21 protein-coding genes and 1 pseudogene are annotated in these 13,387 nt (G+C 45.3%); 6 read left to right on the top strand and 16 right to left on the bottom strand.

Features of this window, described 5'->3' with window-relative positions:
* Positions 1-52: 52 nt before the first annotated feature.
* Entirely contained in the window at positions 53-298 is a 246-nt protein-coding gene (locus HGD79_RS00845) for a hypothetical protein (RefSeq protein WP_139496445.1), read from the top strand.
* Positions 299-613: 315 nt separating this feature from the next.
* Positions 614-907 (top strand): hypothetical protein, encoded by a 294-nt coding sequence (locus HGD79_RS00840; RefSeq protein WP_039264476.1) that lies wholly within the window; start codon positions 614-616, stop codon positions 905-907.
* Here HGD79_RS00840 and HGD79_RS00835 read toward each other — a convergent pair.
* The 10 genes from HGD79_RS00835 to HGD79_RS00790 form a co-directional block, all read right to left on the bottom strand.
* Positions 904-1,182: a hypothetical protein gene (locus HGD79_RS00835; protein WP_071791986.1), complete on the bottom strand. Its 279-nt coding sequence runs from the start codon at positions 1,180-1,182 to the stop codon at positions 904-906. The two genes, HGD79_RS00840 and HGD79_RS00835, sit on opposite strands and share 4 nt — an antisense overlap.
* 341 nt (positions 1,183-1,523) lie before the next feature.
* The gene (locus tag HGD79_RS00830) at positions 1,524-2,003 is read right to left on the bottom strand and encodes a TIGR02594 family protein (RefSeq protein WP_139496446.1); all 480 of its coding nucleotides are present in this window, start codon (positions 2,001-2,003) and stop codon (positions 1,524-1,526) included.
* On the bottom strand, positions 2,003-2,275 hold the full coding sequence (locus HGD79_RS00825; RefSeq protein WP_000172496.1) for a phage holin family protein: 273 nt from the start codon (positions 2,273-2,275) through the stop codon (positions 2,003-2,005). The genes HGD79_RS00830 and HGD79_RS00825 overlap by 1 nt, the downstream gene beginning before the upstream one ends.
* On the bottom strand, positions 2,275-2,658 hold the full coding sequence (locus tag HGD79_RS00820; protein WP_001294589.1) for a putative holin: 384 nt from the start codon (positions 2,656-2,658) through the stop codon (positions 2,275-2,277). The genes HGD79_RS00825 and HGD79_RS00820 overlap by 1 nt, the downstream gene beginning before the upstream one ends.
* A 112-nt stretch (positions 2,659-2,770) precedes the next feature.
* The gene (locus HGD79_RS00815; protein WP_139496447.1) at positions 2,771-3,442 is read right to left on the bottom strand and encodes a bacteriophage antitermination protein Q; all 672 of its coding nucleotides are present in this window, start codon (positions 3,440-3,442) and stop codon (positions 2,771-2,773) included.
* Positions 3,442-3,735, bottom strand: coding sequence for a DUF1364 domain-containing protein (locus tag HGD79_RS00810; protein ID WP_000717782.1), 294 nt, complete (start codon positions 3,733-3,735; stop codon positions 3,442-3,444). Before HGD79_RS00810 ends, HGD79_RS00815 begins: the two co-directional genes overlap by 1 nt.
* A complete protein-coding gene (locus tag HGD79_RS00805; protein ID WP_000057009.1) occupies positions 3,732-4,328 on the bottom strand; it encodes a DUF1367 family protein in 597 nt (198 codons plus the stop codon). The genes HGD79_RS00810 and HGD79_RS00805 overlap by 4 nt, the downstream gene beginning before the upstream one ends.
* 77 nt (positions 4,329-4,405) lie before the next feature.
* Positions 4,406-4,585 (bottom strand): hypothetical protein, encoded by a 180-nt coding sequence (locus HGD79_RS00800; protein ID WP_001025459.1) that lies wholly within the window; start codon positions 4,583-4,585, stop codon positions 4,406-4,408.
* 151 nt (positions 4,586-4,736) lie between these two features.
* Entirely contained in the window at positions 4,737-5,378 is a 642-nt protein-coding gene (locus HGD79_RS00795) for a hypothetical protein (RefSeq protein ID WP_039264586.1), read from the bottom strand.
* 118 nt (positions 5,379-5,496) lie between these two features.
* Entirely contained in the window at positions 5,497-5,775 is a 279-nt protein-coding gene (locus HGD79_RS00790) for a hypothetical protein (RefSeq protein WP_001559328.1), read from the bottom strand.
* Positions 5,776-6,342: 567 nt separating this feature from the next.
* Between HGD79_RS00790 and HGD79_RS00785 the strand changes: the two genes are divergently transcribed.
* Positions 6,343-6,831, top strand: a complete 489-nt coding sequence (locus tag HGD79_RS00785) for an ImmA/IrrE family metallo-endopeptidase (RefSeq protein ID WP_000224749.1) — start codon at positions 6,343-6,345, stop codon at positions 6,829-6,831.
* 9 nt (positions 6,832-6,840) lie between these two features.
* Positions 6,841-7,446 carry a hypothetical protein gene (locus tag HGD79_RS00780; RefSeq protein WP_085456282.1) on the top strand — a complete coding sequence of 202 codons (606 nt, stop codon included), beginning with the start codon at positions 6,841-6,843 and terminating at the stop codon, positions 7,444-7,446.
* 47 nt (positions 7,447-7,493) lie between these two features.
* Here HGD79_RS00780 and HGD79_RS00775 read toward each other — a convergent pair.
* Positions 7,494-8,269 (bottom strand): annotated as a pseudogene (locus HGD79_RS00775) (IS3 family transposase); the annotation flags it as partial.
* Positions 8,270-8,617: 348 nt separating this feature from the next.
* On the opposite strand from HGD79_RS00775, the gene HGD79_RS00770 reads away from it, so the two are divergent.
* Together HGD79_RS00770 and HGD79_RS00765 are read left to right on the top strand one after the other, a co-directional pair.
* The gene (locus HGD79_RS00770) at positions 8,618-9,418 is read left to right on the top strand and encodes a hypothetical protein (protein ID WP_097341278.1); all 801 of its coding nucleotides are present in this window, start codon (positions 8,618-8,620) and stop codon (positions 9,416-9,418) included.
* Positions 9,419-9,926: 508 nt separating this feature from the next.
* Positions 9,927-10,850 (top strand): lysozyme inhibitor LprI family protein, encoded by a 924-nt coding sequence (locus tag HGD79_RS00765; RefSeq protein ID WP_001237643.1) that lies wholly within the window; start codon positions 9,927-9,929, stop codon positions 10,848-10,850.
* 177 nt (positions 10,851-11,027) lie between these two features.
* On the opposite strand, the gene HGD79_RS00760 is transcribed toward HGD79_RS00765, so the two are convergent.
* The 5 genes from HGD79_RS00760 to HGD79_RS00745 form a co-directional block, all read right to left on the bottom strand.
* Positions 11,028-11,822, bottom strand: coding sequence for an ORF6N domain-containing protein (locus HGD79_RS00760; protein ID WP_089638956.1), 795 nt, complete (start codon positions 11,820-11,822; stop codon positions 11,028-11,030).
* A gap of 272 nt (positions 11,823-12,094) precedes the next feature.
* Positions 12,095-12,316 carry a hypothetical protein gene (locus tag HGD79_RS00755; protein WP_000466604.1) on the bottom strand — a complete coding sequence of 74 codons (222 nt, stop codon included), beginning with the start codon at positions 12,314-12,316 and terminating at the stop codon, positions 12,095-12,097.
* Between the two features lie 187 nt (positions 12,317-12,503).
* The gene (locus HGD79_RS00750; RefSeq protein ID WP_001002789.1) at positions 12,504-12,728 is read right to left on the bottom strand and encodes a hypothetical protein; all 225 of its coding nucleotides are present in this window, start codon (positions 12,726-12,728) and stop codon (positions 12,504-12,506) included.
* Positions 12,725-12,958, bottom strand: coding sequence for a hypothetical protein (locus tag HGD79_RS26445; RefSeq protein WP_000145212.1), 234 nt, complete (start codon positions 12,956-12,958; stop codon positions 12,725-12,727). Before HGD79_RS26445 ends, HGD79_RS00750 begins: the two co-directional genes overlap by 4 nt.
* Positions 12,958-13,359, bottom strand: coding sequence for a hypothetical protein (locus HGD79_RS00745; protein WP_000192614.1), 402 nt, complete (start codon positions 13,357-13,359; stop codon positions 12,958-12,960). The genes HGD79_RS26445 and HGD79_RS00745 overlap by 1 nt, the downstream gene beginning before the upstream one ends.
* Between the last annotated feature and the right edge of the window lie 28 nt (positions 13,360-13,387).

Genomic DNA, 13,387 nt, shown 5'->3' with positions numbered 1-13,387 from the left:
GAAATTATTGATATTCTTACAGAAAAGCAACAACCATGAGCACACAAAAAAAATGAACAAAGAAAAAATCGAAGCCTTAATGAGCGTAATATTAAAAGAAGCTGACCCCAAAAAATTTCCTGAGAAGTTATCAGAGGACGCCATCGTATCTTTTTATCGTGCGAACTCCTCTTACCTACATTGTCCAACTTTAAGAGAATGGTTAAGCGGCGAAGCAGAGCCTTCAGATGAGATACTTGAGGAGATTATGATTAAGAACAACTGGCGCGCAACTAAATGGTCAAATCAGTTACCTTAACCTGTTGAATGTGTGCCGCCTTGAAACAAAAAAGCGGCCTCTCGTTTAAGTAAACGTTTCTTTCATCAGCCACCAGCTCTTTGGCACATTGCGCAGTTGTTTTTTATACGTAGGCGAGCTGTTGCGAAGCTCAGTCCCTGCGCGTCAAACCATTCTTTCGGTGATACACATGATTTGACGTACTCGGACAGGAACCGCTTCTGAAGCTCAAGCCCAGTCCCGGTTAGCTCATGTAATTAAATCCTACTGTATTCTCATGGTGCCCAGATGTCGTCTATGCTTTTAACTCGAACATTCAATGAAGAGAAATGCTCTATGGTTATTGGTATGCAGGAATCAAAAAATTGCCCTGTATGCGGCTCTGATGCCACATGGACAAATCACGATACGTGCTGGAAAATTCATTGCAGTGGTTTTTGCGGTGATTTTTTAATCACAACCATTACGATAAATTATCTGAAGGGCGATGCACTAAGGCGTCTTGATGCCATCGATCTATTAAAAGAGCCAACAACACTCAAGACACCTTTAACAAACAAAATCCTTGCTGAATATGCTCGTACAAAACATCCCGTGCACATCTTTGAAGGCCACTATCCGGGCTATTAGTCAGTGCTAGTAACTTTCGAAATAGGAGAAATTTTAGATGTGTGATAATTCATCTCGTCGATAGTCTGAGGAATTAACTCACTCGCGCCATTTGCAACTGCAACGCGATAATGCGGTCCATTCCATCGACTAAAATCGGAGCGTTCATAAATTACTACCTCATCCCCCACAGAAACCCTTAACTCCGTGCTACCTACGGGTTCAATAGCGGAATTAGAATAAATGTCTTCAACACGACCGTGAAAAGGCCCACCAACGAACAAAAACTGTGACATATAATTTCCTATTAAAAAATACCCAGTTAAATCGGCATTTAAAAATATGTCATATTTATGATTCTGTCTTTAGCACCTTTGTGTGGTCAGGTTGCCTGGGGCCAAATGACCAATCGTCAATTCATTAAGATAAATTACCCTATTTTCCAACGGGGCATGAAGCCACTGCCCCGGTTGAATCAATACAACCACCGTTCGCTGTTGTAATCTTCGTACCCGGCGCGATCGTCACGTGTTTAATACTGCTGTCGTCAGCGCGAGTCGCTTCGGTGTATGTCGAATGTGTGCAGCCTGCCAGCGTGAAGAACGCGACAGCTAAGAGAAGTTTTTTCACGTTTTACCTACGCTTCTGAGATAGATTTCTCAGCATTCACGAATGGAAGTGATTGTGGAACATCAGTTTGGCCTGCTGGCCAGCGGTAGCCTGTTACGCGGGAACGAGGAAAAGCATTGATATTTACTTCATCTGCCTGGTTACCACCCAAAATCATTAAATCCCCGGCAGCATTTTTCCCGACAACAAAGCCAACGTGACCACCGCTAGACCGAGACAGAATAGCAATGCATCCATAGGCGGGTTCCTTCAGTTCATTACCCCAATCGAGATAAGAATTCGCAGACTCAAAACGCGTTGAGCGAATACCTACACGTTCCAGCATTGCTCCGGTGAAGGCAGCGCACCACGGGGTTTCATCATCCTTAATGCCGCCGCGTTTGATATCTTTCCAGTACTGCACAATTTCTGCAGCATGTTGCTTCCCTTTCATTTCCCGAATGCCGAGATTTTTTCGTGCCTCAATTAGCCATTTAGGATCGGTCATTACCTATCTCCTGTTATTTTTGAAATATTCCCTCGTGCCCGCCAGACAGCAATACAGATGGTGAGATTGAGAAAGAACTCTGCGGGATCAACCTGCGTATATTTCCCGTAAAAAATTCGTAGGGCTATCCACGCAGCAGACAGAATCGCCAGGTAAGCAGTTAGTGAGATGAAAAAACGATAGCGGCCTGTTTTTTGAAAAAACATCAACCGCAGTGCCAGCATCAGACAGATAATTGCATTGGCATTAATGAGGACAGAGTGCAGGGTCATTATTTCATCCCCTTATCTGATTTCCATAAACGAGCTTGTGACATGATCCGCAACAGTGATGTAACGCTGATTACTGATGCAACCAGTGCACCAATGGCGGGAGAGACTTTTACTGTTACGGGAGGGTTCAGGTGACTCAGCACCGCGTTCAGAATACCGGTAATGATGGCTGACGCTGTCTCAGCGCAATACACACCGCCAACAAACGAAATGAGTGCGAAAATAACCTGCTTCCAGAATCGATGCTGCCCGGACGACAACACATAGAGAGCTGCGCCAGCCAGCGCACAGATCATCACTGCAGGTGTTGCCTCAGGAAATAACGCAGCAAACGTCACCCCCGCCGAGCCAGCAGCAACGCCAGCGGTTAGAGGTTCAGACATGATTTTTCCTGATTCAGAAACGACAAAACCCCGCCGTGGCGAGGTTCTTAGAAATTTGGCAACATACCAAATTAGCGTTAAATATGGTCTATTTTGTTCGGTTTTGCAAGCATTATACGCAAACATCGTCTAAATGGTTCGGATAGTGATGCAAAGTTGCAAGAAGTGCCATTTCATCAAGTGCTCTCACCGCCTCTTTCATTCCTGCCCAGTGCGGGGAGTATGTTTCGCACCAGGTGGAACGAGAAACAGACAACATTCCAGCTAGCGCAGACCCGGCCATCTCCTTAAAATCCTCGCGTTTATTTGCTGCTGCAACCGCCTGCACGGACAACCACACCAACGAAAGCAGGCGCTTAACTACTTTTCTCTGAGTTGACGCGGGGATGTGTCCTTTATAGCGACTCCAGACAGCCTCACAAATAGCTGTTTGGTGTTTGAATGCCAGGTTACCACCGTAGCAATAACGCAACCACGCTTGCTGACTTGCATCCAGCGAGTTCACAGAACGCCGCCAGGATGAATCAGCAAATTCAAAATCATTCATCGGCGGCGCGGGGCGACGTCTGCTAAAACTTTCCAGAGCGTAAACTGGCGTAACCAGAGCATCAACGGTCCGGTCCTCCAGTTGCACACGATGAATATGTTTGCGTGGGTATGCGTTTTTATCTGCCGGTGGGTGCTCACACAATGCTTCCAGTTGCCCCTTAGAACCACCAGACAAATCCCGCAATGCAGCGCGCAGTTTTATGCGGGTATATTCCAATAAATACTCGTTACTCATCAGATAAACTCCTCATCGCGCCAGATAGCCAGTGTTCTGAAAACTCCCTCAGCGTGCATCAACAACAATGAGTCGTGCTCGTAATCCGTTTTTGTACGTCCGTCGATGGCATCGTGACACGCACTACAGGCGATAGCGCCCTGCATATCGTGAGGTTTGATGGCTGTGCCGCACGTTCCGGCGAGACGATAATGAGCCAGTACGCTGGTTTCAGGATTGTGATTGCACACACCGGGGATACGCACAGTACAAGCGCGACCACGTGCAGCTTTTCTCAGGTCGATTTTTTTCATGATGTGTAATCCAGCAGCTGCGCGGCAGCATTTTCAGCAGCCTCCTGAGAGGCAAACGTGCGGAACAAAATATAATTCCACAGCACATCTAAAACGGCTGAATACAGTTGACCGAACTCAAGATCGTCCATCGCAGCAAACGAGATTGAACGAGGTACGCGCATCAAACTGCCGTCTGGCATCTGATGAACGTCATAAAACCCAGCTTCCATAATCGCCCATGCGCGAAACGCCTCGAACGACTTCACCGCACTGATATTCCCCGCGCGCTTTTCCGACTCATCGAGAAGATACTGATCAGCCAGCTCTGCCATGACATCACCGTGTCCACCGTAATACGCCAGTAACTTAACGTAGCCGTGAACCAGTTCGCGCTCCGCAGGAGAAATAGCCCCTCCGGACGGATGCCAGTAATCAAAGCCCAGGTTGAGAAGTGAGAAAAATTTACGGTGAAACGCGGGATTGCGTGCCTGTTTGAAATCTGCATACACAACAGCACCTGGTTTGACTCGTTCAGTCAACCAGCGTTGCGTGTCTGGTGTCGCGGGTATTAGCGAACCGCCGGATACCCTGATAAATGAATGCTGCGCCATGGTTAACTCCAGGTGGCGCGGCAGTGTTCAGAAAATGGTGCCGGGTGTTCAATCCAGCACCGATATTATACCGTGTTTTACGCGTCAGGGGGTGTAATAGTATATCCAGCTATTTCTGCCAACTCGAGAAACGCCATCAGGCTGGCAATCCGTTCATCATCGGTCAGAACACGCACACCAACGATGTGTCCGTCCTTACGCTTGATAACAGCCCGGCATGTTTCCGGTAGTTCGCCTATAGATTCTTGAATATTCATGTCTTCCCCCTAACGCCATTACCTGTACATTTATACAGTATTTTATGGCATTTGTCATAACGCCAGATACAATGAGGGAATAATGAACAATTATATTCACGTCGTGAATTTTATTAAACGGTTTTATAGGAGATTAAACCGTTTATGGTCATTATTTATCACTCCTGTAAATTGAAATTAACCATTTTCTAATCGTCGACGCTGCAGGTGGGTCAGAGTATTTCGCCACAAAAATACCGGATATGTATTGCACACCACGCGATAATGGCGCTGTCGGGTTTTCAGTAAAAAAACGATCAGCCAGTTCAATGGCTTCGCTTTTTAATCTGTGCTGTGGTCGTCCTCCGCCCTTAGTGCCAAGGTAGCGCGCCAGTTGTTTGAAACGGTAGGCGATGATCAACGGTCGCATCATCATATTGAAAAAATCGCGGGCATCGTTGTCAGCGCCTTGCGCTATCAACAGTGCAAAAAACAGATACGGGATTGTGTACACTTCAGGAGATATACGAACCCGTTCACAAGTTGGTGGAGCCAACTCAATAAGTAAGTCAGCCAGCGGATTCCCCTTTTCTCCACGTTTGTAATAGCGATACAGCGGCCCGATATCAAGTTCACTCACGTCGATTTCAGGATGCCCGGCAACGGCTGTACGTATCTCTTCTGCCAGAGCGTCAAATATTGCCCCGGTCCGCTCAAGATAGAGCCTCCGGGTCGAGCCGCGATCATCCAGAGCTCGTAACATATCTAATCGGCTAACGAAAGTTTCAGGCCAGTCCTCATAGAAGGTTTTCATAATTACCTCGAATAATAAAAACTGCATTATTTGCAAAATTTATTATTCGTTTTCACATCGCAGGGTTCTATAAAAAAGAAAACCCGCCGAAGCGGGTTAGTTATTCATTTGCACCAGATTATGAGGCCATACCGTAGGCTTTTTTATGCATCCCATGGTCATAGCCCATATTATATGCTTCAAAAGCATCTTTATGACGGACATGCCCAGCCTGGCTTTCGGGTAAATCACCTAAAACAGAGTCATCAACCGCACGCGGAACGCCGATTAATGCATGCCACATACCTTTATCATAGGCACATCCACAACACTTGTGCCGCCCAACGTTACCCTGATTTGCAGAAAGAACATCAAACATACTGTCGTGACGATGTGACTTTTTACAGATGTGTTTCATTCATTGACCTATATCATTTTCGGTAATGAATGCTTTACACGGGATCCCGGTTGAGGTAATCTCCCAAACCGAGATCTCAACGAAAGCATTAACCGATGTTTTTGTATGGCCCTGACAGTTGGCGCTGTCAGGGCTTTCCCTTTGATGCGACTCTAAAAACTTCGCAACCTCCAGATCCTATCCAGGACCAAGAAAAACTTCAATGAAAAGATCAAGTTAGATCTGTATTTTTTTACAGATGTAATAAATCACACATGTAATAGCCTTCCCTTTCCGTTCTCATTTGGCCTCTTGTGGCATCCATTTTTTTAAGAAACATATGGACGCCTAAAAAACCACTAATGTCATGATTATCATGTATGTTTTTACTGGAAACATTGAGCCATCCACAATGCAGCGTAAAAAGCAAGCAATTCACAAGATTTTAAAGTGATTTATCTGGAAGACTTTACTACTAACAGTTAATATCGTACCAGAAGTGCAGAATTTGCACTTTCACAGGAAAGTGGTACGGAACATGTTGTCTATATTTCGACCAACAATCGTAATGCAGTAACTGGAGGAGCTATGGCTACCAACCCAAGAGAGCACGCCCGGCGAGTGCTGGACACGTTCTGGTGCGGGCGTGGTTTCCCTGTTGATCCAGCGAAAATTGCTCACGACATGGGATTAGATGTTTTTATTACCGATCTTCCTGGGAAAGTTTCTGGCGCACTGATTAAACAAAAAGATCAAGATCCAGCGATCTTTCTAAACAGTGATGACAACAAAGTTCGTCAACGTTTTTCATGTGGGCATGAGTTGGGGCATTACATCGCCCGGCAAGCATCGCATAGTGATGAATATGAGTACGTTGATTTACGTGGCGAAACCGCAAGCGCCGGAACGCATCCTGATGAAATTTTTGCGAACAAGTTCGCAGCAGAACTTCTGATGCCGGTTGATGAGGTCAGAAAACTGCACGCTGACGGCCAACCAAGTTATATAATGGCGCATTATTTTGGCGTATCTGACGATGCGATGACTTATCGTTTAAAGAACTTGAGGTTGGGGTAACGCTTTAGAATGCCATCGGATGACGATTTTAACAGCCGTTTCAAACAGGAAGTTGCACGCCGACTGAAGGATTCCCTCAACCTACACCGTCAGTTAGCAGAAGAGGTTGAGCCGGAGGACGATGAAACTCCGGTTCAGTCCCCTGATGAAACTTCACCTCTGCAAAAGATTTCGCACGACCCCAAAAAACCATCTGTCCGTATTCACGGAATAGCCAGAAAAAGAGCTGCCGAAGCTCGCAAAATGGCTGTAGCTGCGTCTAGCAAAAGAACTCCAACTGCTACACCATCTCAACAAGTCACCCGTACTGAGAGTAAAATCTTGACCGAGTTCACATCTGTGAAACAGGTGAGTTCACTTGATACCGAGCATGAGCGCAAACAACTCAACAACAAAGATTTTGAAGCTGAAATCGCTCTAAAAAAACGCTACGGAAAATGGTTCCTGATAATCCTTGCTTGCCAACTTCTGATAATGAATGGGGTATTTATTGCCGACGGCGCAGGTAAGCTGGAATTTGAGGATTTAACACTACAGTTGTACATGGGCGGTACTTTGACAGAGGTATTCGGCCTCGTGCTGGTCGTGACAAAATACCTTTTTAAACGCAAGTAAATGGCCGCTATGGAACATACCCCCTCTGGTTTACCTCGCGTTTCCTAGGCCATCTCCAGCGCTTTTATAGTCAGCCTGCTGCCCGGTGAGAACGACATTGCCCATCCCACGGGCTTTCTTGCGAACAAATCAAGTACTACTGCGAGGTATCCCCATCGTTTACCTGTCCAGATATACGTCACGTATCCACACCACACTTGATTTGGCTCTGTCACGGCGAACTGCCCGTTTAGGATAGTTAGGGATAGCAACATGTTCATGACCATCATGCCTATACCGGTGACTCGGCTGCTGGCAACTGATCAGTCCCAACTCTTTCATAAGTCTGTCAGCAAGCCAGCCCCCATCTGACAGCCTCACTGGGTTGCCATTGTGGCGATGCATCTTGCTCCTGCCAAACCATGGCTGATGCCATGTAGTTCAAGTACCTGACAGCGCAATACAGCCCGTCTGCCGTCTGGTTTTCTAGAACGGTTTTTCCAGTATTTGTAGCTACTGCGATGACCCCCGAACACCTGGCAGAGAGTGACCACAGATAACGCCCCCTGAGTTTCCCGATTATCGAGAACTGTTCAGGGAGTCCGACATCAAGAGCGCGGTAGCTTTTTCTTTAGCTCACGTATTTCGATTTGTTCCGGAGTTATCGGGGAGGCTTTTGGTGTTTTTCCCTGACGCTCATCACACGCAGTTGTTTGCCCCATCTTGTCATCGTGGAAAGGCCGACATCCATAGCTTTGGCGGCATCTGCCACTGTGTTGTTCTGGTCAACAACCAGTTGAGCGGATTCGTGTTTGAATTCAGAACTAAAATTTCTTCTTTTCATTTGCGCACCTGTATTGTTCTGAGGTGAGCATATCACCTCTGTTCAGGTGACCAAATTCAGTAAACCACTACAGCATTGCAAAGTTAAAAAATACAATACCCGTTGTTTGCTCATAGTAGTTTGTGGACGGTTATGAGCTGAAAAGCTCCTAAAACATAATGATTACTTTATTTATAATCTCCAAACGTTAATATTGTGCAATGTGAAAAAAATTGTTATTATTATAGTAGGGGTCGTTAAGCATTACTGTTTTAAATTTTTGCTAATGATTTTCAAGAAAAATATCTTCTGTCATAATAATGTTATTTATCTTTGTATATTTATAATTTCACATAGCAAGAGGTTGCCGTGGACGTCAGAAAAGATTTTGAAGATGTGTCATCCATTATTTCAAGATTGTTATCATTCTCTCAGCAATTTAATGAAAACAATTCTACCTGGAGTCATCTTAAAAATAATGAAGATTTCAGGTTTATATCTAAAATACCACAAACCAAACGCTATAAGGTTGAGCTATTATATAGCACAGGTAGAGACATGGCTATATATATGGCCGAAACACTTGCTGAAATAAATTATGATTTTGGCAAATTCCCAACATTGACCTCAGTTGTTGAGGGGTTTGATGATTCATGGGTTTTTGGTAATTATCCTGAAGACATACCTGATGTGGCTATTCAAATATGCAAAGAACACGATGTTAATCTATGGTCCGTTGACCAAATGTATCATCTGTTCAAAAAACAAGAGAAATTACTTTCAGCTATACGAGTTACGCTCGATGTACTCAAGCGTAGTAACTTATATAAATTAGAAAACGGGATTGACATTATGAGTGAAAAAAATCAAATAATAAATGTTTCTGGGATCTCGACATCAAGCATTAATATAAACTCAGATGGTGCAACAGCGACTGTAAGTCAAACTTATAATGAACCATCAATTTTCAATGATATGGTGAATGCAATAAAAAATGCAGGACTTGATAGTGAAACAGAGAAAGAATTAATTGATAATACTCAAGCTCTAGCAGTAGCTCATGAGAATGGATACTTTTCGAAAGCTTATAAAGATTTTATGCAAAACATATCTGCACACATTACCGTTTTTACCCCCTTCTTATCTGGTTTAGCTGCATTATTGTCCTAAAGCAATTTAGATGCCTGCATTTTTGCAGGCGTCAAATTTATGAGGGAATTATCGAGTGTACACATTGTATTGTCGATGTCTGCTCTTCGCTATCCTTCTGTAAGCAAATAAATGCCAGCTCTGTACCGGATACAGTCATTATTTTTATAAATAGTGAATAATTCCGCACTAAAATTAAGGTCTACTTTTTACCATAAAAAAATAAAATCCTGTAGGACACTATCAGTTCTCTGGGGTATAACGATATAAAATATGTTCATGATAGTGCAGGTTCGTATATTAAGTTCAGCAGCGAAAACATGCCTTACAGGTTTCCGGTTTTGGGAGCGTCGTTACAGGATCCTGTGCATACCGTTCCCATCTGTTGAATTAAAGGTTTCACAGCCTTTGCCGATATCACCTTTTACCTTGCCTGTGATGCGTTCAGTGCTCAGCGTTGTTTACTGTAGCTCTCGGAACTGATTACAGACCGCGTCTTAAAAACCAATCCTTACTCTAAAGGGAATTCATGAGATTAAAATACTCAGTACTCTTACTCGCCATTGCCCTTACAGGCTGTGATAACAAAAAAGATGAGATCGGTTGTTCTTCGGAAATGACCCAATCAGCTCTCATGGATTTATTAAAAAAATCTGCTTATGAAGGACTCTCTGAACAGGTCGATAAATACCCTGATGTCACTAATCAGACCAAACGAAGCACACTGGACAAGATCAAACTAGCCGTCTCTGAAATCTCCACAACATCAAGTGACACGGGCAGCACAATGAAAACTTGTGAAGGGACCGTGACGATGACTCTACCTGCGAACGAGTACGTCCAGCTTTCTGATGCTTACAGAAAGAATTTTAATCGTAATCTCGATAAGCAAATGGAAAATCTGTTTTTGGAGAACAACGCAAACGCCTTTTCAAAACGTATCACCTACACCGTGCAGGCGACCGACGATCAGAAAAACGTTTTTGTAAAAACCTCTTCTGATAATCCGATATCAGTGGGCGCCGCTTTACTGACATCGCTTTCCATTATCAACCCGATCGTTGAGCAGCAGAAAATCCAGCAGGCTAAGGATGCCCAACAGAGTCAAATTGAAGCGGAACAACAGGTGCAACTCAGGGCACAGGAACAGGCCAGGTATGAGGCGGAGAAGCAAAAAGAGAGGCAGGCACAACTTCAGCCGCAAAAATCTGAAAGCCTTGATCAGTCCCGAATGGCATTTGCAAATGCTGACTCTGATTTGAATACCGTCTGGAGCAAGTTAACCCCGGCGAAGAAAAAAGAGTTGCTGCCTTCTCAGCGCCAGTGGATCAAAACTAAGGATGCTATGTGCGGTAAAGTTTCAATGCAGGGAACAGATGCTGAAGTCAAGAAAATGGTCGACTGCCAGACGCAAATGACCCTTTCAAGAATCGCTTTCCTCAGAAACCAATAACTGAAGTTTCCTTCAAGCTGGCGCCTGGTGTTAACCTGGTGCCAGCTTAGTCATCAAGTACATACGTTACAGTTTTACATGGGCGGTACTTTGACAGAGTATTCGGCCTCGTGCTGGTTGTGACTAAATACCTTTTTAAGCGCAAATAGAGTATAACCGCGCCAAACATTCAACCTGTCAAAATGCTGAATCAGCAACAGATACAGCCGACTTTTCCCCCATTAGCATCAATTTATCCAGCGTCATACTTCGCAGGTTGTCGCTGTGGATCACCAGATACCCTGCCCGCTCAGCGATCTCTTTGAAAGCGTCAAAAGTCATCAGATGTTCGCCTTTGGCAACATGGCGCATCCTGGTCACTTTTCCATTTTTGATAGTGGTGATAAAAGAAAAATCTGGAATGGTTGGCTGCTTTTCATCGAGCAGCAGGCAGTGGATGTATTCAATCGCTTCTAACATTTGCGCCTGTGACAGTTGTTCTATGTGAGAGACGGCGAAGCGTTGATGAATCATGGTATAAGCATCGGGATACATCATGCCTTTCTTGCCGACCAGCATATTAACGGCATCACGTAAGGGGGTGCGGTCATCGGTGGTTGTACTCCGCCTCTCTGGACGCTGGCTAAAATAGCAATCTTCAAGCTTTTCGAAAACTTCCCAGGCCTGTTCTGTTTCCAGCATTTTGGCATGGCGAGCTGCGCCGCGTTCTGTCCAGAGGATGAGAGAGCGGACATTTCTGGCGATTTTCACAGGAGGTCTTAAAGACATGCTGTGCTTAAATTCGCGCAACTCCTCACCTTCGAGCAAAAAGTAATGCTTCCCGACCACGAATCGCTCTGAGTTCCGGTTATGGTTTTTACGAATGTAATCCGGCTCTGTGCCATAGAGGTTCGCGAGTAATTCGGTGGTGAGGACGGGAAGTTGGTTGTGGATAATCGGGGAGATGGCTGCTGCGGATACTTGAGTTGTCATAGCGATTTCCTTTTAGTCGGATAATCACCCCCCTCAGGTGCAAATCTTTGGGTGGTGAGACATGCAGGGTTTGCACTACCGGCTAAAAGGACCCGGCGAGCCTTTCGACTCCCCTACACGCCCCACCATAAATCGCGGATGTGGCTGTGCGCACGACAATAAAAAAGACGCTGGCGCGTCGTTGTCGCCTTTTAGATATCCGGGGTGCAAATCCCGGCAACCGATTTTGCGGCTGCGCGGAAACTATAGCCCCGGGCTTTTTCTAAGTCAATTCAATCAACTTCAAACCTCCGGTGTTCACATTCCATACACTCAACGGGAACATCATCGCGATGCAAGTCCACATATCCGACCCGCTTATACAACTCAATAATGTCCGGTAACGTGACCAGATGTTTTTCCGGTTCCAACACCTCAGCCTTGGTTACTTTGTAATCTGAAATATAGAGCACTATCCGCCCGTTCCGTGGTAACTCCAGTTTATCGCCAAACATGTCCTTTCCCTCCGGGAAACCAATGATATTGACGATATTACACCCACAACGATTCGTTTTACGTCACTCCGCAATCACCATACATACGTACCAATCCGTACATTCCCACCACAAAAATGGCATTCGGCGGGCACTGGTAATGGATTTTTAACGCGTGCTATTGCCTTGCGACGTATTTTCAATTCACTCATACAGCCTCCCTGCTCTCAAACGGGCGAATATTTGTTGGTTCTCCACACGGAATGGCCCAACCCAGCCAGGTGAATATTTTCAGGTCACACATCGCGTCATACTGCTCACCGGGGATAATGTCGATCATGCTGCATACAATTTCGTATTGATCATTAACGGCACTCAACGCCACTTTGTCGTTAATAAATCGTGGAATAAATGCGAGTAAAATTTCGTTCATTTTTCTCGTTCCCCTCTCCAGTAATTCAGTCGGTCCCTGAAAAACTCCCGGTAATTATCAGGAGTATTTTTCAACGCCTCTGTAACCGTGCCGCGTGGTATTCGTTTTTCGTATAACTGGCGAATCAGCCCGGCGGCGCGCAAATCGTAATGTTCCAGTATTTGATACTCCTGCGGCCATGCTGCCCTGTTGTGTGGCAACCCAGCCGGGAGATAATCTGCGCCAGTCATTATTTTTTGCCCTTCTTCCTGATGGGCTTCACGGTGTCGAGTAACAACCGGGTGCTGCCTGATGCGCCTAAGCGGTAACCTGTTTTTTTATCGTAGTTCTCCCTTACACCCGCAGACCACGCAGTCGCTGTTTCGCGGAGTTTTACTGTGCGCTCGCCAGTATTTTTAATAACAACGCCGGTATGTGTTTTGGCGGTCCCTGAGGTTATTTCTGCCGGGCGAATAACTGCTACGTGCTCAGGTTTTGCAATTACCACAACGTCAGTGTTTTTAGGTGGCGGGCAATATGTCGAGCGGGTACGTGCTCGCGCGGCTGCGTTCATGTGCCACAGAATTGAATCCAGGTAGTTTTTACCGTCGTCACTATAGTGTGCACTCGTGTGGTTAATTAATTGGGTCATTGGTCTTTCCTCGGTTATTTCACGCTGG

Origin of the sequence: Escherichia sp. SCLE84 (assembly GCF_012584495.1) — a bacterium.
GTDB lineage: Bacteria > Pseudomonadota > Gammaproteobacteria > Enterobacterales > Enterobacteriaceae > ECMA0423.
The sequence above is the reverse complement of the archived record's forward strand: the minus strand, read 5'-3'. Positions and strand labels throughout refer to the sequence as shown.